This is a genomic window from Desulfurobacterium pacificum, assembly GCF_900182835.1.
In the GTDB taxonomy this organism is placed as follows: domain Bacteria; phylum Aquificota; class Aquificia; order Desulfurobacteriales; family Desulfurobacteriaceae; genus Desulfurobacterium_B; species Desulfurobacterium_B pacificum.
This window is the reverse complement of the sequence record NZ_FXUB01000002.1, coordinates 236,309-261,258: the sequence shown is the minus strand read 5'-3', so window position 1 is coordinate 261,258 and position 24,950 is coordinate 236,309. Positions and strand designations below refer to the sequence as shown.

General features: G+C 39.5%; 23 protein-coding genes. 6 read left to right on the top strand and 17 right to left on the bottom strand.

The annotated features are described in order from the left end of the window. Positions 1-7: 7 nt before the first annotated feature. The 11 genes from QOL23_RS05125 to QOL23_RS05075 all read right to left on the bottom strand — a co-directional run bounded on the left by QOL23_RS05125 (position 8) and on the right by QOL23_RS05075 (position 10,783). Positions 8-2,965 carry a cytochrome c3 family protein gene (locus QOL23_RS05125; RefSeq protein ID WP_283400517.1) on the bottom strand — a complete coding sequence of 986 codons (2,958 nt, stop codon included), beginning with the start codon at positions 2,963-2,965 and terminating at the stop codon, positions 8-10. Beyond that, a complete protein-coding gene (locus QOL23_RS05120) occupies positions 2,965-3,756 on the bottom strand; it encodes an NHL repeat-containing protein (protein ID WP_283400516.1) in 792 nt (263 codons plus the stop codon). Before QOL23_RS05120 ends, QOL23_RS05125 begins: the two co-directional genes overlap by 1 nt. A gap of 10 nt (positions 3,757-3,766) precedes the next feature. Beyond that, positions 3,767-4,486: a multiheme c-type cytochrome gene (locus QOL23_RS05115; protein ID WP_283400515.1), complete on the bottom strand. Its 720-nt coding sequence runs from the start codon at positions 4,484-4,486 to the stop codon at positions 3,767-3,769. Further along, complete coding sequence (locus QOL23_RS05110; protein ID WP_283400514.1) at positions 4,486-5,418, bottom strand: formate dehydrogenase subunit gamma; 933 nt, start codon at positions 5,416-5,418, stop codon at positions 4,486-4,488. The genes QOL23_RS05115 and QOL23_RS05110 overlap by 1 nt, the downstream gene beginning before the upstream one ends. Beyond that, entirely contained in the window at positions 5,418-6,509 is a 1,092-nt protein-coding gene (locus tag QOL23_RS05105; protein ID WP_283400513.1) for a hypothetical protein, read from the bottom strand. The genes QOL23_RS05110 and QOL23_RS05105 overlap by 1 nt, the downstream gene beginning before the upstream one ends. Before the next feature lie 10 nt (positions 6,510-6,519). Beyond that, complete coding sequence (locus QOL23_RS05100) at positions 6,520-7,380, bottom strand: hypothetical protein (RefSeq protein WP_283400512.1); 861 nt, start codon at positions 7,378-7,380, stop codon at positions 6,520-6,522. Then, positions 7,377-7,973 (bottom strand): cytochrome c3 family protein, encoded by a 597-nt coding sequence (locus QOL23_RS05095; RefSeq protein ID WP_283400511.1) that lies wholly within the window; start codon positions 7,971-7,973, stop codon positions 7,377-7,379. Before QOL23_RS05095 ends, QOL23_RS05100 begins: the two co-directional genes overlap by 4 nt. Continuing rightward, positions 7,970-9,217 carry a hypothetical protein gene (locus QOL23_RS05090; RefSeq protein WP_283400510.1) on the bottom strand — a complete coding sequence of 416 codons (1,248 nt, stop codon included), beginning with the start codon at positions 9,215-9,217 and terminating at the stop codon, positions 7,970-7,972. Before QOL23_RS05090 ends, QOL23_RS05095 begins: the two co-directional genes overlap by 4 nt. A 93-nt stretch (positions 9,218-9,310) precedes the next feature. Then, entirely contained in the window at positions 9,311-9,658 is a 348-nt protein-coding gene (locus QOL23_RS05085; RefSeq protein WP_283400509.1) for a rhodanese-like domain-containing protein, read from the bottom strand. 37 nt (positions 9,659-9,695) lie between these two features. Then, the gene (locus QOL23_RS05080) at positions 9,696-10,427 is read right to left on the bottom strand and encodes a sulfite exporter TauE/SafE family protein (protein WP_283400508.1); all 732 of its coding nucleotides are present in this window, start codon (positions 10,425-10,427) and stop codon (positions 9,696-9,698) included. Continuing rightward, positions 10,424-10,783: an ArsR/SmtB family transcription factor gene (locus tag QOL23_RS05075; protein WP_283400507.1), complete on the bottom strand. Its 360-nt coding sequence runs from the start codon at positions 10,781-10,783 to the stop codon at positions 10,424-10,426. Before QOL23_RS05075 ends, QOL23_RS05080 begins: the two co-directional genes overlap by 4 nt. 142 nt (positions 10,784-10,925) lie before the next feature. On the opposite strand from QOL23_RS05075, the gene QOL23_RS05070 reads away from it, so the two are divergent. From QOL23_RS05070 to QOL23_RS05060, 3 genes are read left to right on the top strand one after another with little or no spacing between them, the layout of a single operon-like run. After that, positions 10,926-12,209, top strand: a complete 1,284-nt coding sequence (locus tag QOL23_RS05070) for a TolC family protein (RefSeq protein WP_283400506.1) — start codon at positions 10,926-10,928, stop codon at positions 12,207-12,209. Then, positions 12,206-13,387, top strand: a complete 1,182-nt coding sequence (locus QOL23_RS05065) for an efflux RND transporter periplasmic adaptor subunit (RefSeq protein ID WP_283400505.1) — start codon at positions 12,206-12,208, stop codon at positions 13,385-13,387. The genes QOL23_RS05070 and QOL23_RS05065 overlap by 4 nt, the downstream gene beginning before the upstream one ends. Continuing rightward, positions 13,380-16,508 carry an efflux RND transporter permease subunit gene (locus QOL23_RS05060; RefSeq protein WP_283400504.1) on the top strand — a complete coding sequence of 1,043 codons (3,129 nt, stop codon included), beginning with the start codon at positions 13,380-13,382 and terminating at the stop codon, positions 16,506-16,508. Before QOL23_RS05065 ends, QOL23_RS05060 begins: the two co-directional genes overlap by 8 nt. Here the strand turns inward: QOL23_RS05060 and QOL23_RS05055 are convergent. Then, positions 16,486-17,682 carry a M20 metallopeptidase family protein gene (locus QOL23_RS05055; protein WP_283400503.1) on the bottom strand — a complete coding sequence of 399 codons (1,197 nt, stop codon included), beginning with the start codon at positions 17,680-17,682 and terminating at the stop codon, positions 16,486-16,488. The two genes, QOL23_RS05060 and QOL23_RS05055, sit on opposite strands and share 23 nt — an antisense overlap. A 96-nt stretch (positions 17,683-17,778) precedes the next feature. Between QOL23_RS05055 and pyrE the strand changes: the two genes are divergently transcribed. Both pyrE and QOL23_RS05045 read left to right on the top strand, forming a co-directional pair. Then, positions 17,779-18,369, top strand: coding sequence for an orotate phosphoribosyltransferase (gene pyrE / locus QOL23_RS05050; RefSeq protein WP_283400502.1), 591 nt, complete (start codon positions 17,779-17,781; stop codon positions 18,367-18,369). A gap of 8 nt (positions 18,370-18,377) precedes the next feature. After that, positions 18,378-19,352 carry a polyprenyl synthetase family protein gene (locus QOL23_RS05045; protein WP_283400501.1) on the top strand — a complete coding sequence of 325 codons (975 nt, stop codon included), beginning with the start codon at positions 18,378-18,380 and terminating at the stop codon, positions 19,350-19,352. Here the strand turns inward: QOL23_RS05045 and dxs are convergent. Next, the gene (gene dxs / locus QOL23_RS05040) at positions 19,349-21,205 is read right to left on the bottom strand and encodes a 1-deoxy-D-xylulose-5-phosphate synthase (RefSeq protein ID WP_283400500.1); all 1,857 of its coding nucleotides are present in this window, start codon (positions 21,203-21,205) and stop codon (positions 19,349-19,351) included. The genes QOL23_RS05045 and dxs overlap by 4 nt on opposite strands. A gap of 20 nt (positions 21,206-21,225) precedes the next feature. Then, complete coding sequence (locus QOL23_RS05035) at positions 21,226-22,110, bottom strand: polyprenyl synthetase family protein (RefSeq protein WP_283400499.1); 885 nt, start codon at positions 22,108-22,110, stop codon at positions 21,226-21,228. A gap of 73 nt (positions 22,111-22,183) precedes the next feature. Here QOL23_RS05035 and QOL23_RS05030 point away from each other — a divergent pair, with 73 nt between their 5' ends. Further along, positions 22,184-22,723 carry a Uma2 family endonuclease gene (locus QOL23_RS05030; protein WP_283400498.1) on the top strand — a complete coding sequence of 180 codons (540 nt, stop codon included), beginning with the start codon at positions 22,184-22,186 and terminating at the stop codon, positions 22,721-22,723. A gap of 2 nt (positions 22,724-22,725) precedes the next feature. Here QOL23_RS05030 and plsY read toward each other — a convergent pair whose 3' ends face one another. The 3 genes from plsY to dnaN are packed head-to-tail and all read right to left on the bottom strand — an operon-like array spanning position 22,726 to position 24,927. After that, the gene (plsY, locus tag QOL23_RS05025) at positions 22,726-23,310 is read right to left on the bottom strand and encodes a glycerol-3-phosphate 1-O-acyltransferase PlsY (RefSeq protein ID WP_283400497.1); all 585 of its coding nucleotides are present in this window, start codon (positions 23,308-23,310) and stop codon (positions 22,726-22,728) included. A gap of 1 nt (position 23,311) precedes the next feature. Continuing rightward, on the bottom strand, positions 23,312-23,833 hold the full coding sequence (gene pgsA, locus QOL23_RS05020) for a CDP-diacylglycerol--glycerol-3-phosphate 3-phosphatidyltransferase (protein WP_283400496.1): 522 nt from the start codon (positions 23,831-23,833) through the stop codon (positions 23,312-23,314). Continuing rightward, positions 23,833-24,927 carry a DNA polymerase III subunit beta gene (gene dnaN, locus QOL23_RS05015; RefSeq protein ID WP_283400495.1) on the bottom strand — a complete coding sequence of 365 codons (1,095 nt, stop codon included), beginning with the start codon at positions 24,925-24,927 and terminating at the stop codon, positions 23,833-23,835. Before dnaN ends, pgsA begins: the two co-directional genes overlap by 1 nt. Positions 24,928-24,950 lie beyond the last annotated feature (23 nt).

Here is a 24,950-nt window from a genome sequence, read left to right as displayed (position 1 = left end):
CTCCTAACTACTTTGTAAACGGATGTTTGGCATGTACTTCTGCATTATGGAACAACTTATACCTCAGTAAAGCCTCTACTCCATGACAATCTACGCATATACTTCCCTTCAATGTATCATTTCTTAAGAAACTATTCCTTATATTACCTTCAACCAACTTTCCTGGTCCCCTATCTGTCCATCTGCTCCACACGTGAGGGTCATGGCACGTTTCACAAACGATAGCACCACCCACTTTCACACGTCTTCCAGAATTATCATAGATAGGCCAGTCTCCGTGTCTTCCTGGTCTGTCAACAGAAATCGTTTTTATATCCCTATACGGATGGAAGTAATACTTCACGCTTTTATTTTGCGCCATACCACCTTCAGAATGGCAAGTTAAACACAAGTCATTCATAACATTACTGGAAACTCTCTTAACTTCTACGTTCCATAAGTAAACGTCCTTAGCGTTATGAGGTGTATGGCAACCGGAGCAAACGCCTTCCTCTGCAACCTTTTTATCGCCTAATACTCTAAAGTCATGGTCTGTTCCTATCACTCTCCCTTTCCTTTCATGACATGAAAGGCAAAGCTCACTATCGCCAGAAACAGTCTTTCTCGTCAAACGAACTCTATCCTTACCGCCGTGCGGATTGTGACAGGTTGCGCAATCTATCTTTCCTTCTATCAAAGGAAGACCAGAATATTTAACGTAAACATTCGTAATATCACCAATCGGATGCGAATGCTCTCCTATCTTCTCTGCAAAACCACTTTTACCGTGACACGTTAAACACAACTTCTCGTCCAAAGTCTTCCCAGAAACAGGCTCCATAGACCAGAGAAACTTAAACTTAGGATTATGCGGTGTATGACACAAAGCACACTTGCCAAACTTAGCTACAACCGCTTTCTCCTTAGCCGGCAAATCAACCTGCGTAAAGTCGTGAGAAGAATGCGTAGTATCTTCCTTCTTATGGCAAGTCAAGCAAAGTTCGGAGTTATTAGAAACTTTTATCCTTAAAAGATACTCAGTCATTGTATGTGGGTCATGACAGGTATAACAAGTAATTTTCTTACCAGGTAAAACGTTTACAGGGTTCTTAATACCCATAGGATGGTCATGATACTTAGATTTCATAACGTCGTTACTATGACATACAAGACAGAACTCCTTCTGTTTTCTTGTTCCCACTCCTCTCAAGAAACTACCAACAGCTTTATGAGGAACGTGGCACGCTGCACAGACTCCTGCCTCATCCGGTGTTTCTCCCAATACGTTCTTATCTTTAATGGATGCGTGAACGTTGGACAGAGCCCCAATCTTATCCGCATGACACTTAAGGCATAGACTCCATTCAGGAACTCTTAAAAAGCTTGCTGCTGCCCTATTTTTATTCAACCCTACTGCGCTCCACTTATGGGGGTCGTGACACGTACCGCAAGTAACGATTCCACCCTCTCCAACAGGAAGGTCTACTTTTACTCCCAACTTCTTACCAGTCGGGTGTGTAATTTCCCCAACATCTGCAGCTATCCCACCAGGATAGTGACAAGTTAAACAAGTTTTACTTTCCTTATCACTAACACCTAAGCTTTCAATATATTTCTTAGCCGAAGTTGTCTCCTTAATACCCCACAGAAAAGCACCTACTGCTCTATGTGGAACGTGGCAAGATTCACAGAGTCCAGCCTTATTTACAGGCGTTCCAAGCGCATTTCTTACTTTTATATCCTTACCTCTTAAATCGTGGAACGTACCTTCAACGCTTCTCTTACCGTGACACGTTACACAGAGCTGCTCTCCAGGCATAATCAGGAAGCTATTTTCAGGTGTTCCCTCTACTTTTCCTTTTACAACCTCTTCAGGTTTTTCAGGATTCCAAATGTGAGGATTATGACAACTAACACACTCACCTTTGTGTGAGTTTGCAGCACTTCCCACAACGTGAGAAGAAACTCCACCATTATGACAAGCTATACATTCCTTACTCTCAACAGAATATCTATCAAATCCACCCTTAGAAGAAGGTTTTCTAGCAAACAAGTCTTGGTCTGTTTTTGCGTTATGAGCAAGGTGACAACTTAAACAACCTTCTCCTTTAACGTTATGCGGTGAGAAAAGAGCTGGCTTTTCTGCAGTATGACAAGCGGCACATATAGTTTCAGGTTTTTCAACCGTTAAATATCTATTCTCTTCTTTGTGCATTTTGTGACACGTTAAACACTCAACCTTACCATCAACTAACCTGTTTCCAATTAAACCATCAGCATTCATAAAAGAAGTCAAAGCAACATGTATCCTATGATTTCTCTTTCCTATCTTATTTTCATGACAAACAAGACATAACGCCGAATTCTTAACACCCGCTATCAGCGTCCTTCCGCCTGTAGCCTCGTGAGCAGAGTGACATGATTCACATTCCACCCTGTTATCAGAAGAAACTCTTCCATGTAAAGCTAATACCTTCTCCACTTGTTCAGGAGATAAAGGTTTTGTATCAGACAGAACAGGATGGTTTAAACCATGTTCCCCATTCTCTTTATGACAAGCAATACATAAAGCCGAATTAACGTTAGGAACTCTCATAAATGCGTAGTCAATCTTATTTTCACTCCCCGTTTCAGTGTGCGGAGTATGACACGTACCACAATAAAGTTTTCCATCTTTTAAAGGAAACTGTTTAGGTAAATGAAAACTCTTAGGAACTTTTACATTAACAGGATGAGAAAAATGGTTGAAATTGGTAAAAGCCAACCTATCATCAGCTAAAGAACCATCATGACATGAAAGGCACATCAATTCATCAGCTGCAGTTATAGAGGTATTTAGAAGAAGTTTCTTTGATTCTTTTTTTGATTCCAGGAGCCAGTTCTCATGACAAACAAGACAATCTTTTTTCATACTTTTGACTAACCTGGCTTCCGAACTACCCGAAAAAGTCAAGAAAAGTGCAACTAAAACCAGGCTTTTTCTCATTATTTTACTCCTTGCACTCTAAATGTAAGAACTTTTCCTTGGCGAGGTTCCAGAACAAACACCTTTTCTCCATCAGCAGCTACTGCTATTGGATAATCAACTCCTTTGGCAATCACTTTAAGAAAAGCTCCGTACTTATTAAAAAGCTGAACAGCACCAGTTATACAATCAGAAACAACTACATCTTTGCCAAGAATAGCTACCCCTTTAGGTCTAAACAAATCTCCTTCTTCTATACCAAAAACGCCGAAAACTCTCACAAACTTTCCTTGCGGAGTAAACTCCTGAATTCTTCCATTTATAGAATCCACAACGTAAAGAACGCGACCATCTGTAGCTATAGAAAAAATCCCCACAAACTCCCCTGGCGCCGAACCTTTACTACCAAATTTCTTTTCCAAATTTCCTTTCAAATCGTACACATCAACAGACTGTGTCTTTCCATCAGTAACGTAAAGCTTACCGTCAAGTTCAACAACATCAATAGGTCTTCCTTCCACCTTAAACTTCTTAACTTCTCCATCTTTAACCACATAAACGTAGCCTTTTTGGCTCGTTAAAAAAATCCCCTTATCGTTAACGTAAATCCCATAAGGAGATGGAACTCTAATCTCATTAACTTCTCTACCATCTTCTGTATATACCAAAACCCTATCGTTCAACCCATCAACTACATAAACCTTTCCTTCGTATGCAGCTATATCGGAAGGAAACTTCCAGTCACCCTTTATGTCAGCAAAAGCGTTCAACCCGCCCAAAACAAACAGAATAACGGCGAGAATTAATCTCATTTTCTACTCCTTACCACACGAATTTAGGAAAATGAATTACTTTATACTTGATAAGACCGTTCACAATATCGTTATGTTCAAGGTCTTTTACCCTCTCGGAACTGAAGCCAAGCTCTACAAAATCCAACTTTCCATCAGGCTTATGACAATCAAGGCACTTTAAAGGTTTATCCGTTAAAGCGTTATGCATAGAAGCAACCGCCTTGACGTCCTTTAAAAGAGATTCATTTCCTTTCAGCGGAATCTCAACAGGTACTCCATTATCTACCGGTACTATCCTTGCATCGCTATTCATTCCTGAAAGCATAACCTTACCGTCAACTTTTACATACTTTACACCGTAGAAATTGCCGAACTTCTTTAAAGAAATCTTTCCATCCTTTATCTCTTCCCATCTGTACTCAAGACCACTCTTAACGAAATGGCAAGTGTTGCAACTCAAAAACGTAGAGTGAGCGTTATAGAACGGAGAAAACTTTTTATCCTTTTTATGAGGAGCATACGTATGACAAGCTACACAAACGTCCTGGACTTTATAAACATACTCGTTCTCTATATGGAAAGGCTTAGGATATTCCTTCCCCGTTTCAACTTCGGGCTTTTCAAACTCCTTTATTTTCTTCTGCCATTCACTTACATTGTTAGCAGGAGCAGAAAGTAAAGGATTTGTAGCCGCATAAGCACCAGCAGCAATCAACCCTGCAAACGTTATGGTTAAAAACCTTTTCATTACGCAGTCCTCCCCTCAACTTCCTTTTCAAGAAGGTGATGAGCATACTCGTGCATTCTTTCTATCATCTCTTCTTCAGGCAATTGCTCAACCTCAAGAACAAACTGATAACGTTCTTTCAAGAATGGATACTTTTCCAGAAGATGAGGCTCATTCTCAGCAACAGCTTTAATAATTCTTCTATAACTACGAGGACGCTCCTCTATCCACTCTATTTCAGTAGCAGTTCCAGAAAGCCATATCCAGTCCATCGGGAACTTATGAGGACCGTAGTGAACCATGTACATATGCGCCAATGCAATCCAACCTAAAGCCAAAGTAGCTTCATCAGAGTGCATCAAGTAAGCAATCTGTATAGTCTCTGGAGGAAGTCCTAAAAATCCCGTGAACACTTCAGGAAGCCAGAGTATCCATCCAGTAATACCAATGGCGAGCATACCCCAGCCGACCGCCCAGAAGTCAAACTTGTCAACCCAGATATATTCATCCCAATCTGGCGGAACTTTCCTGAATCCCAATAAATACTTAATGTAATGAACAAACGTAATGTCTGTAGGACCAGGAACAATCTTAAAGTATCCAAAGAAATCCTTCTTAGCCAAATCCCAGTTTGCTATTAAAATGCAGATAACGTAAACAACTGTCAGTAAAAAGTCAGCGAACATGATAAAACCGGAAACTCTGTGTATCGTCATCTCTCCAGTAATACCGCCTAACATCTCTATAAGCGGTCTCGCCCATGCAGTATCGTAAAACTTGAGAGGATATCCAGTTATAACCTGCCATATAAAGGTCGCGAACATTCCAACGTGAAGAAGACGCTGATATAGGGTGAACTTCTGTATCATTATCTTCTCACCATCAACGATGAGAAGCTTATCCTGCTCAGGTCTTAATCTAAATGTCCTCTTAAAAGCTTCCCACAATCCCATTAGTGTTTCCTCCTCAGAGTTTTAAAGAGGTCAAGACCTACAATAATTACACCAAGCAATAGAACCGAAGTTGTAAGCCAGAACATAAAGTCTTCCATAAACTTAACAATTTTCTGTCCTAAGGTATCAGGAACAGGATGCATATGAACCCACTTAGTTGTAGCGAAGTTCTCCATATGGTCTTTATAAGCAAGAGGGTGACACTCCGTAGAACGTCCACACGTTAACTCTATATTCTTAGCGTTGATAGAAGAACGAGGGTCATTCTTATGGAAGATATCGTGGAAGTTTCCTCCCTTATTGGTATGACAATCAAGACAATCTGGAGCCCTTGTATCATTTCTGTCAAGGTACAGCATCTTAGAATGCATAGTAACTTTATAAGCCTCAACAGCCTTCAGAATTCTTTCTCTTTCATATTTATTGTAGATACCTTCAACTTCTAAAGCTTTTTCCATCTTCTTCTCATTTTCGTGACAACTTGCACAAAGCTCTACAATTTCCCAACCATCTCTTCTCGTTTTTATAAACTGATGGACAAATCCATTCTTTATCAAAGGAATATCTTCTCTACTTGCGACGTGTGCCAATCTATCTTCTGTCCAATCTTTATTCTGGTGACATATAGAACACCTCTCAAAACTTCCCTGTAGAGTTTCAAACTTCTTTACATCAACAAGCAATCTGTTCGTATGACAATAGGTACAATAAGGATAAAGGTCAGGTGCTCTATCGTAATTCTTCCCGTGAACGCTTTCTTTCCAGGTTTTGTAAACATCAGCGTGAGAAAACGGCTTATTTGTAGAAGGGTCTACAACGTGACACTGAGTTGCGCAGTTAACCTTCTCATTTCCCGGTTTATGAGGATATTGCTGTATTTTTACGTGACACTCTGTACAAGCAATATCCCTATGAACTGAATGAGCGTAAAGCGCCTCATTAATACTACAATCCTTTATTTTGTTATCTTCAACAACAGCCAAGCCTTTAAGTCTGTGACACGACAAGCATCCATCATCAGTAATACCCATTCCCCAAGATGCTGACACTAAGGCTAATGCACCGGTTATTCCTAATATGAAGGCTTTCACTCTGTACCCCCTACTTAAGCGAATTAATGGAGTGACATACTAAACAAAGCTGCCCTTTGTTCGTAGGTTTAACCATTAAATCAACAACTTTTTGGTTAATAGAATAATACTCTAATTTTCCGTAAAATTTACGAAGTTTATATACAAAATCCTTATCCTCAATTTCTTTCCATTTAACAGAAATATTTCCACCTTTGGCAGCTGTCATAGGATGAGGATTGTGGCACGTAATACAGGTAATCTTTCCATTAATCAAGATTGGTTTCCCATCCCTATACCATAGTAGTCTTTCCTCTCCACCCTTATCAAAATCTTTTACGTTAAGAACCGTTCCCTCCTTAACGTATGGTTCTAAAGATTTCGTCGGAGCTATTAAGTGTTCGTAAGCACCTACATGAGGAGCTTTCGTATGACAACCAACGCACAACTCGTAAGCTTTCCTATGCCAACCCATACCGTGGCAATAGATACATACCTTGGCGTTATAATCACCAGAAGAAGTTAACATAGACCTGTGAGGATTAAATTTTTTATAACAGCTTCTAACGTGACACTCAAAGCAAAAATCAAGTTCACTTTTTATTCTGTTTCCATCAGTTCTCAAAAAGAATTTATTTTTTGAGCTCATGTCATGGCACGTCGTACAGGTCAAATAACCGTTATTCAAAGGAAATCCAACAGGCACTTTCAAACACTCTTTTTCTATAACTCTTATCCCTCTAACAGGATGAAGTATAGAACAACCTTCCTTATGACACTTTAAACAAAACTCTTCAGAAACACCTTTATAACCGATACCGCCACACTGAACAGCATAAACAGAAGAAGTTAAACTAACTAAAATTCCTAAAATCAAAGCTATCCTTTTCATCTTGCCCATGTCCCCTTTGTATGGCATTCCATACAGAATCCTATATGGTGACATTTACTACACTTTCCTGGGTCAGCAGCCGCTTCTATAGAATGGGTGTACTCGTAGTTTCTTGGATGAACTCTATGTTGAATAACGTCCCTACGAATATGACAGTCTATACAGAACGTTTGTTTATGGCAGTTACTACATTCTGCAGGATTGGCTTCATAAGCCACTTTGTGAACTTTCATCCAGTTACCATTCTTGTGGCTTGCAGGTTCAAGCTCTTTCATATTGTAGTGACACAAATAACACTGGGTCGGAGCATTTTTAACAGGTGATTTAGGATTATTATGACAATAATGACAGGTAACTTTTGAAGGCATATCAAGCTTATGAATACCCCTATCAACTTGCTCTAACTCTGTCCATTTTATCTTTATATTCATCTGGTGACACGGAATACAGCCGTGCTTCTCAATAAACTCCTTATGATAGGAATGCTTAAATCTAACAGTAGCTCCCAACTCTTTGGAATAATTAACTTCCGTTTTCTGAACGCAAGAAGCCATAACTACAGAAACAATCACAACAGGTAAAAGTCTTTTCATTTTCGCGCCTCTTTAGCCTTTATTCCTGCTCCCCAGAAAAGACAGTTATATCTAAGCATAACTCTTACATCTCTATCAAAATCCTCGTTCTTTCTATAATCAAGCCCAACCTCAAAAGAGGAAAAGTCAGTAGCTCTATAAATGCCTTTCAAATAGAAAGCATTAGCCCACTGCTTGCCATAAGTTACCTTATCGTAACGAGCAAGGTCTGCTGTTCCGATAACGGAAAACTTCTTTGACAACCATTTATTAAAAGAAAACTCTAAACCTCTTAGAATTCCCATCCAGCTATTTTGGTAGATAACTGCTCCCGAGGTTCTTAAACCATAAGTAAACCACTTATCATTAATAAATCCCACTTTCAATAGGTGACCGTTATCCTTACCTTCGGTTTGGATATCAGAAAAAGTGTACCTTTCAAAGAGTTGCCACTCATCCGATAAAGTGTAGTAGGCACTCTCAGTAAACCTTAACTCTCTTCCTAAAGGAGAAAACTCTGCAAAAATAGAATCTTCTACTTCATTGTTATCAAAAGTGTAAACTGAATTGTAGAACTCAGTTTCAAAGTTGAATCTCCATTTACCAGGATAGTAATTAATGCCTCCAACAAAGTCGGTCAGTTCACCATGAGCAACGTCAACTTCAAGTCTTGAATAGTAAGCTGCATTGTAGGAAAAAGGTCTGTACGTTCCAAACACGAAAGAACTCTTTTTTACGCTACCATCATCTCTTAAATGTTCAAAACCTAAATAAAAACCTTTGTAATCAAACTTAAAACCACCTAAAAGGTCATCACCAGAGTAAGTGTTAGGTTCAAAGTATCTCGGCTTTCCTATGTAAAAGGTAGAACGGATTCCTGAATCAGAATAGTAGGTAAACTTAACAGCATCAGCAGTATAAGTTTCAAAACCCTCAGATATGAACTGCCTACCAACAGTTAAGAATGAATGAAGATAAGGAACACGAGCGTACAACTGATAGAGGTTTAAATCCCAGTCAGTTCCATAGCCAAAATCTTTCCACAACCTTCCGTAAAAATAGAGGTCTGTCCCGTTAGCTATATCCTTTATATCCAGTTTTAAGTAAGTATCAAAAGGCGTTGAGTCATGGTCATAAACGTCTTCCTTAAACTGTATCTGTGACTTAATTTCCCCTTCATACGAAGGTAATATGATAGCAGCATGAGCTGTTGACGTAATCGCCGTAACCGCAGCCACCAGAAAGCCAAGTCTTGCTATCCCCACGTTAGCCCTCTCTCGCTAAGCTGTACAAAGGATAGTACACCATTAATATTTCCAATGTCAAGTTTTAAAGAAAATATTTGAATTTAAATTCTGTTATGGTGCAAGATACTTTCCGAAATCGTCAAACGTCGCAGTTAGAACTCTTGCTTTATAGCCTTCCGTTACCAAATAAACGTAAGCAACTGTAGCCCTAATTCTTCCTGGACAGAATACAGCTATAATCTTATCCTTCGGAAGCTCATTAACTCGTTCAGGAAGTTGGTTTAAAGGTATTTTTATACTATTTTTTATGGATATAAACTCAAGCTCTTCTTCTGTTCTAATATCTAATAGAACAGCTTCTCCACTTTCCCACAACTTAAAGAACTTATCTGCTCCTATCTTAAATTCAGACTTGATGTAATTTCTATCCATTCTCTTCAACAAATCTCTTACTTCCATACTTCCTCCATAATCAAATTTTTGAGAAATTCTATCATTACATATACTTCATCAAGAACTTGAAACCTAATACAAAGAAAATAATTCCCAATATCCGTTTTACATGAACCGGTTTAAGATACTTATGAGTAATGTAAGCTGCTAAATAACCAGCGATAATTGCAGGAACAGCAGCACTTAGAGTAATACTCCAATCTACCTTTCCCAATTTCCAGTAAGCTAAAAATCCTGTAATTGAAGAAAAAGGAACCGCAAAAGCCGTCACCGGAGCTACTTTTTTGGGATTAAACCCCAATACTATTAGAAGTGGAGATATTAAACCACCACCACCGACTCCCAAAAAACCTGAAACAAAACCCGCAAGAGCACCTATCACAACAGGAAAAATAATTGAAGACTCTTCCTTGAAGACCCCTTTCTTAGGTATATAAACCATCAAGCCTGCAAAAAACAGGAAACAGGTAAAAGCAATACCAACCACTCTTTCTGGCACAAGGTTTGAAACGTAAGCACCTACTGGGGAAAAAAGTATAGAAGAGATAACTATCGGCAACGCTAATTTCAAATCTACTATTCCTTCCTTTAGATTATGAATAGTTGCTGAAGCCGTAGATATAAAATTGGTAAACAAACCTGCAGGTCGCGCAACAGGAAAAGGAACGCCCATGAAAACCAAAATGGGAATAAGAGCTACCGCAGAACCCATACCTCCAAGCCCGAATATGAAAGAAGTAATGAAAGAAGCTAAGGAAATTTCAAGTAAACTCACCTTTTATCCTCCTTATCCTTTGATGGACACACTTCTTCAAGCTTAAGGGAATCAAGTTGTTTCCTATCACTCTTAACAATTTTCCAGTTCTCACCCAACTTCATAAACATGTCAAATATTAGCTTCTTCTCTCCCTTAGGCTCTGTAAGGAAATACTTTATTTTGTTACCTTCTCTCTCCGAAGACACTATTCCAAACGTTTTCAACTTTGAAAGGTGGATGGAAACTGTAGCCATAGTCAAATTTAGAACGTATGTAATTTCACAAACAAAAGCAGGTCTGTGTTGAAGCATTTTAAATATCCTAAAACGTGTAATGTCGGACAACAGCTTTATCATTTCTAACTCTTTTTCCATAACTATCTCCTCGCTTGATTTAAATCAATTCATTTTCTTTCAAAATTGTTCATACTTACAGAATATCAACATTGTTTATACCATTGACTAAATTGATGACTTAATATATACTCCAACTACGATTAATGCAACGGAGATAACAATGAAGAAGGCATTAACCTTAATAGCATTACTATTAACAAGCATTCATAACTCCAGTGCTATAACCTTAAAGCAAGCAGAAAACCTAACAGTTAAAAACTATCCACTAATAAAAGCACTCAATAAAAGAAAAGAAAGTTTCTTAAAGAAAAAAGAACTTATAAAAAAAGAACGCTTTGGAACAGCAAACATAACTGGAAGTTTCTTACACTACAACAGAAAAAATATGCTTGTTCCCATGTCCACACTCCCTTCACCTCTCAACCCACCACCTTTTGACCAAGACAAACTATCTTACGGAATAGAATACTTTGCACCTATATATCAGGGCGGCAAAATCCCCCTCACCTCCCTCCTCTTCTCCTTACGCGCCAAATCCGTTGACACCCAAAAAAGCTACCTAAAATGGACCTTAAAATACCAGGTTGACACGGCATACCTCACCTACCTCGCCCTTAAAGCACAGGAAAATTCCCTAAAAAGCTACCTAAAAAGCCTTGAAAAACTCAAAAGTGACGTTGAAACAGGCATAAAAGCTGGAAAATTTGCCAAGGTTGACCTCTTAAAAGTTGAATACGACATAGCAAAAGTTCAATCCGAAATAGAAAAGGTAAAAAGCGAAGAAAATACGATGCTAACCATACTTCAAAACCTGACCGGAATAAAAATCAGCTCAGTAGAACCGGTAACCATAGCTCAAAAGCCTTTACCACCTGAAAAAATCCTCTACTCTCAGCTTCTCAAAAACAACAAACTAATAGAACTCAAAAAACAGGAAACGGAAATATCCAAGAAAGAAACGGTTCTTACAAAAGCAAAGTACGGACTCAAAATAACCTTTAAAGCTTCCTATACAAGAAATTACGGATTTGACTCATCAGAAAACGAACCTTACGGCTTCGCAGCTCTATTTGTTTCCTTTCCCATTTTCACAGCAGGCAAAAAATACAAGGACATAGAAAGCGCCAAACTAAACGAACTAGCCAAGAAGCAAGAAGTTAAAGCTGAAGAAATCAACCTTAAAAACCAGCTGTCACAGGCAATTTCCGAATACAAATACACCCAATCTGAAATAAAAGCTCTTAAAAAAGAAGTAGCCTTAGCAAAAGAAACAGAAAGAGTAGAACAGCTTAAATACGACAGCGGTAAGGGAAGCATGGAACACCTTCTATTAGCTAAATCGAAAAGGTTTATGGCAGAAGCAGCACTCAAGGCTGCCATTTACAAAGAAGAAATTATCAGAAGAAAAATAGAAACCATCATAAACGGCGGAGAGATAAGATGAAAAGTAGAATAGCATGGATAATCTTTATCTTAATAGTAGTCGGCGGAGTGATTTTAGGAGCTACAGCAATAGCAAAACGAAAGCAGGAAATAGCTTCTACTCCCACACCTCAAAGACCACCAATACCAGTTGTGGTAGCAAAAGTAAAGCAGGGAGCACTAATTCAAAAAATAAAGTATTTAGGCAAAGCCGAAAGTTACAGCTACGCAACCATTTCAACAACAATAGCCGGAACGGTTGAAAAGGTTTATAAAAAAGAAGGCGACACCTTCAAAAAAGGCGAAACGCTGGTAAAAATAGACGACTCTCAAATAAAGGAATCAATTAAATCTCTTAAGGCAAAACTCAAAACGATAGACGCAGAAATCAAAGCTGCCCTGATAGATAAAAGAGCTGCTGAAACGATACTCAAAAACGCAAAAACAGAACTTAAAAGAGAACAATTCTTATATTCAAAAGGTGCAGTGCCCCACACAGCGGTCGAAAAGGCTGAGAACGCTTACGCTACTGCAAAGGCAAAGGTAGAAAGCCTTGACTATAAAGTAAAAGGCTTAAACGCAGAAAAATCCTCCATCCTCCACCAAATCTCCTCCCTCCAGTCAAAGCTCAAATACACCACAATAAAAGCAGTAGAAAACGGCATAGTAGCAACAGTTTTAGCTCACGAAGGTGACCTGGCAGCTCCAGGCAAACCGCTGTTAAAAGTCTTCTATCCAGAAAAAGGAATGCGCGTTTTAGTAAACCTCCCGCCTTCAGAAGCAAAGTCGGTTGAAATAAATAGCACAGCTAAATTTGAAAACGGCGCCGAAGGCGTAGTCACAAAAATCTATCCGGCAGCCAATCCAGTAAACGGACTCTATACAGTAGAAGTAAAAGTAACAAAAGGGACAGTAAAGCCGGGCGAAAACGTAATCGTTACCCTAAAAGGCAAAAAAGCCAAAGGCACAGTAGTTCCAATAAGTGCCCTGCTTCACCTGAAAAATGAAGTAGTTGTTATAAAGGTAAACAACAGAAAAGTTCAACCCGTAAAAGTAAAAGTCTTGTTAGAAGCAAACGGAAAGGCAGTTGTTAAAGGAAATCTAAAACCCGGCGATATCGTTGCCACAGGCAGAGAGAGCAAGCTTTTAGAAATCTTAAGGTTCAACAAAGTTTTGCCAATAGAGGGAAACGATGAATAAAATCGTCAAGTGGTACATAGAAAAACCCCACGCCGTTTTAGCGTTTCTCCTGCTATTTTCCGTAATAGGAATAATCGGATTTAAAGAAATACCCAGAAAGTTCTTCCCAGATGCCAACAGACCGACGGTAGCAGTGGTAACCGTTGAACCTGGTGCATCAGCTTCAGACGTTGCAGCTCACATCACCCGCCCGATAGAACAGCACCTCAAAACCCTTTCTCTCGTAAGAACTGTAGATTCGGTATCAAAAGACGAAGTTTCCGTAGTAACTGTCGAATTTTCCTACAAAAAAGATATAGACGCGGCAGCAACGGACGTCTCAAACGAACTATCAAAAATAATCTCAAAACTCCCCAAAGACATCCTTCCCCCTCAGGTTTACAAGGTAACGGATGCAACAAAGCCGGTAATGATATTAGCCGTCTATCCCAGAAAAGGAAGCGGTTTAACGCTCGCACAGGTAAGAGAATTAGCAGAAAACGAAATAAAAGACCAGCTACTCAACCTTCCAAACGTTTCAGATGTAGAAGTATTCGGCGGATATGAAAGAGAAGTTGAAATCCTGCCGGATTATTTGAAAATGGCTAAATACGGAATAACTCTCAATCAACTGCTTAAAGCTGTAAGAGACAACAACAGAAACTTTCCGACAGGGTTGATAATCAACAAAAACGGTATGGTAGTCCTGAAAATAAAGGACGAAGCAGAAAGGATAGAAGACCTTAAAAACATACTGATAAAACCAGGCGTTTACTTAAAAGATGTTGCAAAAGTTAAGTGGGGATACGCAGAGAGAATGTCTGCCTACCACGGTAACGGAAAACCAGCAATAGGTATCTCTATACTGCGCTCACCGAAAGGTTACGAACTCCCGGCAATAGAATCGGTTATGCATTTCCTTCCAAAACTTGAAAAAGAATACCCCTACCTGAAGTTTGAAATCCCGTTCACTCAAGAGTGGATGATTAAGCTATCAAACAAAAACATGCTTGAATCGTTAAGAGACGCAATAATAATGACCCTTTTAGTCATATTTCTCTTTTTGGCAAATATCAGAATGCTCATAGTGTCCTTCTTCTCAATTCCGATTACCTACCTGATAACGATTGGTTTAATGTGGCTCTTCGGATTTAACTTTAACATCGTTACGCTCACGGCAGTAATATTAGCGTTAGGAATGCTCACAGACGATGCCGTCGTTGTTCTTGAAAATATAGAAAGACACTACTTTGAGCTGAAGAAAGACATAAAAACGGCGTGTATAGATGGAACGCAGGAAGTAATGTTAGCGGTTCTCTCCGGAACCTACACGACTGTAGTAATGCTTCTTCCGATAGTATTTGTCGGCGGTTACGTTCAAAAAATCCTCCGCCCCCTCTCCCTCACTCTGATTATTGCTCTTTTAGTTTCCTACGTGGTGGCAATGACGATAATCCCCATAGTAGCCCCTTACATACTGAAGAAAACGCCCGACAAGAACTTCTTAGAAAGGAAAGTTTACGACTACTACGTCAAAGGCTTCGTTTACAGGTTGAGAGACTTCTACGTTTCTCTGGTAACGCCGCTACTCAAACTCAAGAAACCCTTCTTCAGAATGCCGTTTATAATGATGTTTTTCATGCTCTTCGTCCTAACGATGAAAAACGTTATTCCCATATTAGGTAGAGACCTGATGCCCCCTATGGATACGGGAATAGTCATAGTCAGAGCAGAAGCAGATTCAAACACATCACTGCAAAAAACGGAAGATATTCTCTCCAAAATGGAAAAAATCCTCTACTCAATGCCCGGAATAATAAGAGTATCCTCAACTATAGGCTCTGAACCAGGCGTCCTGTCTTTTGGAAGCGGAAAAACGCCTCAGCAAATAGAAATGACCGTCCAGTTTATAGATAGGTTTCACAGAAAGGAAACGATATGGCAGATAGAAGACAAATTAAGAAAGAAGTTCTCAAAAATACCTGGATTAAGATACGTAAACGTAATGGACTATGGCGCTACACCTCTTTCTTCCATTAAAGCAACAATAGATGAAATGATTTATGGAAAAGACCCTCACATACTTGACCAGATAGGAAATAAACTGCTTTCCCTTATGTATAAAGTAAAGGGTCTAACGTCTGTTTCAAGAAACTGGTATATGGACAAAAAAGAACTAATACTTCAAGTTGACTCCCACAAAGCAGCCCAATTCGGACTCACACCACTGCAAATCGCAGAATACATCGGTGGATTTGTAAAAGGCATACCTGCTTCATCATTCGTTGTTCCCATGGAAAACGGACTTACAATAAAACTTATACTGCCAAAGAACAAAAGAGATGCAGTAGAAAAGCTTCAGAACCTTCCGATACCTACAAAGAAAGGATTCATTCCGCTATCTTATTTTGCAAAAGTTAAAGAAGAAAGAACGCAGAGCGTAATTACACATAAAGACCTTAAGAATACTTTAGACGTTGAAGGATACAGGTCAACAACGCCAACAACGATACTGCAGGAGCAGGTCAACAAGTTAGAGAAAAAGTTTATTAATCTGCCGCCAGGCTACGGCATATCTCACGAAGGCGAAATTAAACAGATGAACGAAAGCTTCAAGCGATTGATGAAATCCCTGATAATCGGAATTATCCTTCTTTACTTCTCGCTGGTTCCTGCGTTTTCCTCTTTCGCGTATCCAATCTCAATCATTGCAGCAATTCCGCCTGCCCTTATAGGTGCTGCGTTCTCAATGCTCATAACTCACAAACCGCAATGTATGCCCTCATTTATGGGAATGATTTTACTGGCAGGAATAATCGTTAAAAACTCCATTTTGCTCATTGACTTTATAAAGATGGCAAAGGAAAAAGGACTGGAAACAAAGAAAGCAATTATTGAAAGTATAAAGATAAGAACGCGTCCTGTTCTTATGACAGCGTTTGGCACAAGCGTTGGAATGATTCCAATAGCACTTGGTTGGGCTTTAGGACTTGAAAGGCTCGCACCATTAGCAGTCGTAGCAATAGGCGGTTTACTTATAGGAACATTTATGACCCTCGTCTTCGTCCCGGTAGTTGTTTCCGTAATAGAAGACATAAAGCAGATAGGAAAAATGCTGATTAAAGGCTCATCAAAAAACTAACGGCAAAAGCTGAATAAAGAGCAGTGCCAACCCACAAAGCATCTTCATCAATGTCAAACTTCGAGCTGTGAAGGGGATAGGTAGTCCCCTTCTCTTTATTTCCCGTTCCGAGCCTGATGAAGACGCCGGGGATTTTTTCCAGATAAAAGGCAAAATCCTCCCCTCCCATAGAAGGTCTCTCAAGCTCAACGACACCTTTTTTAGAAAACATATCAATCGAAATCTTTTTAACTAACTCAATTAAACGGTCATCATTCATAAGAGGCGGATTACCCTCTTTAATTGTCAAACTAGCTTCTACCCCATAAGCAACAGCCAATCCTTTAACGATTTCCTCCAATTTTCTGGCAATCAGCTTTCTAACATTTCCAGACAAAGTCCTGTAAGTTCCTTCAAACTCAACAGAGTCAGGAATCACGTTTTCTGCATAACCGCCGGCTATCTTTCCAACAGAAATAACAGCAGGTTCAAGAGGGTCAATAAATCTGCTTACAACGTGATAAATGGAAGAAACCATCTCGCAGGCCGCGACAATCGGGTCTCTACCTTTGTGTGGTTTTGAAGCGTGAGCACTTTTTCCTTCAACTCTAACGTTAAAAAAGTCAGCAGACGCCAAAACAACACCTTTTTTTATTCCCACAATACCGGTTTTTAACTCCGGTGAAACGTGAAGACCAAATATCGCCTCAGTCTCAGGCGTTAAAACGCCGTTTTCAATTAAAAACCTCGCTCCGCTACATTCACTCTTTTCCTCACACGGTTGAAAAATAAGTTTTACGCTACCTTTTAAATAACTTTTAATTTCAACAAGAGTCTTCGCAGCACCCAAAAGCATAGCCGTATGAGCGTCATGCCCACAAAGATGAGCAACTCCTGAAACGCGCGAAGCGTAAGGCTTCTCTATTCTACCTTCACCGGCAAGAGCGTCCATATCTGCCCTTAACGCCACTTCTTTTTTTCCACTTCCTTTGATAATCCCAACAACAGCCGTAGAACCAGCAAACCCTTCTATTACTTCATCAACTCCAAACTCTCTTAACTTTTTAGCTACAAACTCCGCAGTTTCATACTCCTGCCCGGAAAGCTCCGGATACATACGCAAATGCCTTCTCCAGGCTACTGTATCTTCAAAAATATCTTTAGAAATCCTCAATATTTCCCTATTTATATCCATAACGCCTCCCAAACACCAAAAGTATTTTCCTACACAACTGGAAGTTTTCAAAAGATAGAATAAATTTATCCAGCAAGTTTTCGGGTGGAGGCACAAATGACAGAAGACCAGATAAAAGAAATATTTTTAAAGTCAAACGCTTTTTTAGAAGGTCACTTTCTCCTATCAAGCGGACTTCATAGTCCCTATTACTTGCAGTGCGCAAAGGTTCTCCAATATCCCAACTACGCTGAGATCTTATGCAAAGAACTGGCAAAAAAACTAAAAGAGCTAGAAGTAGAATACGACTTAGTAATAGCCCCTGCAATAGGCGGAATAATCGTTTCTTATGAAACTGCAAGATATTTAGGCGTTAGAGGAATCTTCGCAGAAAGGGTAAACGGTAACCTTACCCTGAGAAGAGGATTTGAAATAAAAGAAGGAGAGAGAGCAATTGTCGTTGAAGACGTGGTAACGACTGGAAAATCTACAAAAGAAACAATAGAGGTTGTTAAGCAACACGGTGGTGAAGTCGTTGCCGTAGGCAGTTTAGTTGATAGAAGCGGCGGTAAAGTCAACTTCGGCGTTCCTTTTACTACTCTCTGGCGTCTCGAAGTTCCAGTTTACGAGCCCTCTTCCTGTCCGCTGTGTAAAGAAGGTAAAATAGAACTTGTAAAACCAGGAAGTAGAAACATTCCAGTTAAGTAGGAAACTGCATGAAGATTTTTAAACCTTTTGAAGTAATAAGAAGTGAATTAGAAAAGGCAGAAAACTACTCTAAAGAGTTAATCAGTTCAGGCGTTGAGTTAGTTCTTAAAGCTGGCGGTTACATATTAGATAGCGGCGGTAAAAGAGTAAGACCCGGCTTAACAATAATAGCAGGGAAGCTACTCAACGCCCCAGAAGACAGGCTAATTCCTGTTGCTACAGTTATGGAATACATGCACACAGCAACGCTTCTACACGACGACATCGTTGACGGAGCAAAACTCAGAAGAGGAAAGCCGTCTGCAAATGAAGTTTTTGGCAATGACGTTGCAGTATTAGTAGGCGATTACATGTTCGCAAAAGCCATTTATATTTTGGCCGTTTACGGCGGAAGTGAAGTCTTAAAAACTGCTGCAAAAACTGTTCAAGATATGGCAGAAGGAGAACTCCTTCAACTTGAAAAGATAGGAAACGTAAACCTAACTGAAGAAGAATACTTTGACATTATTTACAGAAAAACAGCCTCTCTACTAGCTACGTGCTGCGAGTGCGGTGCAATCGTAGGAAACGCAGAAAAAGAGCAGAGAGAAGCTTTAAGGAAATACGGTGAATATATAGGTTACGCCTTTCAGTTAATAGATGACGCTTTTGACTATACTTCAGATGAAAAAACGATAGGCAAGCCGGCAGGAAACGACATAAGAGAAGGAAAAGTAACCTACCCCTTACTATACGCACTTAAACATGCTTCAGAAAGAGAAAAAGAAGAAATATCTGAAATCCTTACTACAACAGAACCCACTCAAGAACAGATAGAGTTTGTCCGCCAGTTTGCACTTGAAAAAGGGGGAGTTAAAGAAACGATTAACCTTGCAGAAAGCTACATCAACAAAGCTAAAGAAGCGCTATCTGTATTTCAGGATTCACCCTTAAAATCTTCCCTATATGAAATTGCCGACTTTATAGTTAAAAGAAGCTGTTAACTTTTAACAACAGAAACAACTTCCTTCACTTTTCTATAAATACCTTCGCTATCTATTCCAACTAACTTTCTCAAAAGATTTTGATTGCCGTGCTCTATAAATCTGTCAGGAATGCCAAGATTAAAAATTTTTATTTCCTCTCTATCGGCAAAAAACTCATCTACGGCAGAACCAAATCCTCCCTTTACTACGTTCTCTTCAACGGTCAGAAAGGTAGAAAACTTCTTTGAAAGCTCTTCTAATAACTTTTCATCAAGAGGCTTTATAAACCTCGCATTAACGACACAAACGTTCACACCTTCTTTTTCAAGCTTTTTTGCAGCTTCAAACGCCTGGTAAACAGTCCAGCCGATTGCAAGGATTACTAAATCCTTACCTTCTTTCAAAACTTCCCAGCTACCTATCGGAATTTCCTTCAAAGGCTCTCTTATCCTTACGCCGTAGCCTCTACCTCTTGGATATCGAACGGCAAATGGTTTATCACTCTTAACTGCCGTATATAAAAGATGACGGAGCTCCTCTTCATCTTTTGGTGCAGCAATCACCATGTTGGGAATGTGACGAAGGTAAGAAAGGTCAAAAGCGCCGTGATGGGTGGCACCGTCCTCACCTACAAGCCCTGCCCTATCTACTGCAAAAACTACGGGAAGTTCCTGAAGGGCAACATCGTGAACTATCTGGTCATAAGCTCTCTGAAGAAAAGTGGAGTAAATTGCGACAACCGGCTTTAAACCCTTCTTAGCCATTCCGGCAGCGAAGGTAACAGCGTGCTGTTCTGCTATACCAACATCAAAGTATCTATCGGAAAAAACTTCCTTAAACTTATCAAGACCTGTTCCAGACGGCATTGCAGCAGTGATTGCAACAACGTTTTCGTTTTCTCGCGCTATTTCTATAAGAGTTTTTGAAAAAACTTCCGTATATGAAGGCGGCAAATTCTCTACTGGCTTTGAAATCTTTGGAGAAACGCCGTGGAACTTTTCAGGCTTTTCCTCGGCAGGCGTGTAACCTTTCCCTTTTTTCGTTATAACGTGAACAAGGGTAGGACCTTTCATTCGGGAAACGTTTTTTAAAGTAACAGTAAGAGTTTCTATATCGTGACCGTCTATTGGACCAACATAACGAAATCCCAATTCTTCAAAGAGCATCCCAGGCGGAAACAGTCCCTTAACGATTAAGTCTTCAACGCGCTTTAACGTTTTGTAAACTCTTTCGCCAAATATTCTTTTCGTAACTTCCTCTAACCTTTCTTTAGCTTTCCTCAAATTTTCGCCGGTAGCAACCTTGGTCAGGTAATTGGAAATAGCCCCTATATTCTTTGATATAGACATCTCATTATCGTTAAGGATAACTATTAAATCTTCCTTCAGTTGACCTGCATTGTTTAATCCTTCGTAAGCTTCACCGGCAGTTAAAGCACCATCACCGATAACGGCTATAACGTGACCCTCCTCACCTCTCAATCTCTTTGCCACCTTTAAACCTAAAGCGGCAGAAATAGAAGTAGAACTATGGCCGGTGCCAAAAGCGTCATAAATACTTTCCTTAATAGAAGGAAAACCGGATATACCGCCAAACTGCCTTAAAGTGTGAAACTTTTCTTTTCTATCTGTAAGAATCTTATACGGATAAGACTGATGTCCCACGTCCCAGACTATTTCATCTCTTGGTGGAGAAAACACTTTAAGAAGAGCTATCGTTAACTCAACAACGCCCAAAGAAGAAGCTAAATGTCCCCCCGTTTTTTCTACAACTTCTACTATAAACTTTCTTACCTCTTCTGCAAGCTGCTTTAACTCCTCCGTTGAAAGCTTTTTTAGGTCCTCCGGCGAATTAACCTTTTCAAGTATCAAAAATCCCCTCCACCTTCTCTCTAATACTCTCTCTCTACTATAAATTTAGCAATTTCTACCAAAGGCTCTACCTTATCAGCAGGAAAAACAGAAAGAGCTTCTACTGCCTTCTCAACTTCTTCTCTTGCCTTCTTTTTTGCACCATCAACGCCGTAAAAAGTAACAAACGTTACTTTACCCTTCTCCGCATCAGAACCAACGTTTTTACCTAACTTTTCTTGGTCACCAACAACATCTAAAACGTCGTCTATTATCTGAAAGGCAAGTCCTATTCCGTCACCATATTTCCTCAAAGCTTCTATTTCTTCTCCATTTCCCAATCCCGTTATACCGCCCGCAACGACAGAGGCAGTTATAAGCCTACCAGTTTTGTGCCTGTGTATAAAAAGCAGCTCCTCTAGAGAAACATCGCTTCTACCTTCAGCATCCATATCACACTGCTGACCCAAAACCATTCCGAGCATACCAGAAGCCTTTGATATCTCCTTCATCACCTCTATTTTAACCTTACAGTCAAAATCCCACTCTGAAAGAACCTCAAATGCCCTGTTCAAAAGGGCATCGCCTGCCAAAATCGCAGTAACCTCATCAAACTTATACCACACGGTAGGATGGCCACGGCGGAGCGTATCGTTATCCATAGCTGGAAGGTCGTCGTGAATCAAAGAATAGGTGTGAATCATTTCAATTGCACAGGCCGGTGTAACTGCATTACGGTAATTTCCGCCAACGGCTTCGCAACCTGCCAAACAAAGAATTGGCCTCAACCTTTTTCCACCAACAATCAGAGAATACTTAACCGCTTCATAAAGGCGAAAACCAAACTCTGGAAAAGGCGGAAGATACTTTACTATCTCTTTATCTATTAACTTTTTCCTTTCTACAAGGTAACTTTTTAAGTCCATAGTCCTCCCCATTTTTGCCCGTAAGCAAGGATAATTATAATTTAAAGGAAATGGTTTCTAAAGGAAATAACTGATGAATATTGCAGAAAAATACCTACCTCATTATACAGTTGAAGACTACTTTAAGTGGGAAGGTGATTGGGAGCTAATAGAAGGTGTTCCATACGCTATGGCACCTTCGCCATTCTGGAAACATCAAAGAACAGTAAGCGTTCTGGTAAGACAGATAGAAGAGCAATTGGAAAACTGTCCGAAAAATTGTTTTGTCTGTCAAGAACTTGACTGGATAGTAAATGAAAATACTGTAGTAAGACCAGATGTAGTTGTTATATGCAAAAAGATAGAAGACTACATAAAATCGCCGCCGGAAGTTGTTTTTGAAATAGTTTCAAAATCAACAGCAATAAAGGATGAAAATTTAAAATTTGAACTCTACGAGAGAGAGAAAGTTCAATACTACGCTCTCGTCTATCCAGAAATCAAAAAAATGAGGGTATTCAAACTGAAAAACAACAAATACGACAAAGTATTTGACAGCGACAGCGGAACGTTTACCTTTGAAATAAAGTGCAAGTTTACAGTTGATTTAGATAGGATGTGGAAAAGAGTCTAAATCTACCGATATTTCTTTTCCTCACCTTTTAAAAGTCTTTTAATGTTCTGGTGGTGCTTTGCCACAACGGTAAATGCAGTTAAAAAGAGAAGAAGAGAGACAGAAGGAGGAGGAGCTTTAAGAATCTTAAAGATTATGGGAAATGAGAGCGCTGCTATTATTGAGGAAAGGGAAACGTAGCGAGTAGTAAAAAATACAGCAAAGAAAATCAAAGCAGCAATCAAAGTAACTAATGGAGAAACGACTAAAAAAACGCCAAGACCAGTAGCAACACCCTTACCGCCTCTAAACTTCATAAATGGAGAGAAACAATGACCTAATATCGCCAAAAAACCAGCAAGAACCTGATATTCAAGCGGATAGCCAAGTAATTTAACTATTAAAACAGGAACTGCACCCTTAAGAGCATCTAAAAAGAGAACGAAAGCCCCCCACTTTTTACCTAAAACTCTTGAAACGTTTGTTGCACCTATATTACCACTTCCATGCTTCCTGACATCAACCCCTTTCAGCTTACCAATCACGTAACCAAAAGGAATAGAACCTAAAAAGAAAGAAAAAACAGCAATTATTACGAAAGTACTCAATTCATTCCTCCTTTAAAGCCTTAAAAAATCTGTAAAAATAGCGAACACCTGTAAAAAGAGCTATAACGGCAGAAACGATTAAAAGGCTTTCTCCTTCAATCTTACGTCCTGCCAGGAGCAAAACGATTGAGGCAATTATAAGAACAGTTTTTAGCTTTCCTCCCTTTGAAGCGGGAATAACCATCCCCCTTGAAGCGGCAATAGCCCTCATACCTGTTACTGCTTCTTCTCTTCCAACTATAGCTATAACAGAGTAAGGGTCGCACAACTTAACGTAAGCTAAAGAAATTAACGTTGAAGAAGTCAACAACTTATCTGCAACCGGGTCAAGGAGCATTCCTAAACTGGTAACGCTTTTAAAACGCCTAGCCACATAACCATCTAAAAAATCCGTTAGAGCTGCAAAAACAAAAAGAGAAAGGGCAACTATGTAAAACTTATGAACCACAAAAAACACAATAAAAGGAATAAGGAGAACTCTTAAAAGAGTAAGAAAATTGGGAAACGTTTTTACCCTTCCCATTACACCTTCATCGGCATTATAACGTTTTTCAGTTCAGGTTCTTCATCTGAAGTAATTAGCACAGGAGATATCGGCTGGTCCATCAATATCTTTACTGATTCTGCATCGTAGGAGCTAACAGCTTCTAAAAGGTAATTTACGTTAAACGTAATCTCAAACTCTTCTCCGTTATACTCAACCGGAACGTTAACTTCAGCCTCTTCACCTGATTCTAACTCAACCTTTTTTGCAGTCAATTTCAGATTGCCAGGTGTAAAGTTCAGAATAACAGCCCTTACCTCTTCTTTATCGTAAATAACTGAAACCTCTTTTAAAGCGTTTACTATCTCGTCTCTATCTACAACGCATTTTAGAGGATTGTCTTCAGGAATAACGGCTAAGTAATCAGGGTACTCACCTTCAATAATGGAGGTCCACATAACGGTATCACCGATTCTGAAGTAGAGTTTATTCTCCGAAAGGAGCATTTCAGTTTCTTCACTTTCTCTTAATAGTTTTTTAAGCTCCGATAGAGAACGTCTTGGAACGATAGCGGAAAACTCTTCAGCTTCTGCTTTTATTTCGTACAGAGCAAGTCTGTGACCGTCTGTAGCAACAGCGTGAATCTTATCACCGAAGGATTTTAAATAAACACCTGTCAAAATATAACGGGCTTCATCTCTGCTAACGGCGTAAGAAACTTTCTTTATCGCCTTATCAAGTTCAGAAGTTAAAAGTTTTACGTTGTATTTTTCTGGAAGTTCCACTTCTGGGAACTCTTCTGGAGGAAGCGTTGCAAGAGAAAATCTGGAATTCACAGACCTTACAATTAGCTTGCTATCGTCAGTTTCAAGTTCCAATTCCTCTCCCGTCAAGCTGGCAACCAATTTTGAAAGTTTTAAAGCGTTAACCGTTGTTTTTCCAGATTCAACGGTTTCACACGAAATTAACGTTGAAATGCCAACCTCAAGGTTTGTTGCAGTAAGACGCAAGGAATTATCTTCAGCTTCAAGTAAAACGTTTGAAAGTATGGGAATATTTCCACGCTTGTCAGCAGCAGTTGCGACGTTTTTCACAGCTTCTCTTATTGTATTTCTATTTATCCTTATTTTCATTTTGTACCTCCAAGTTAAACCAG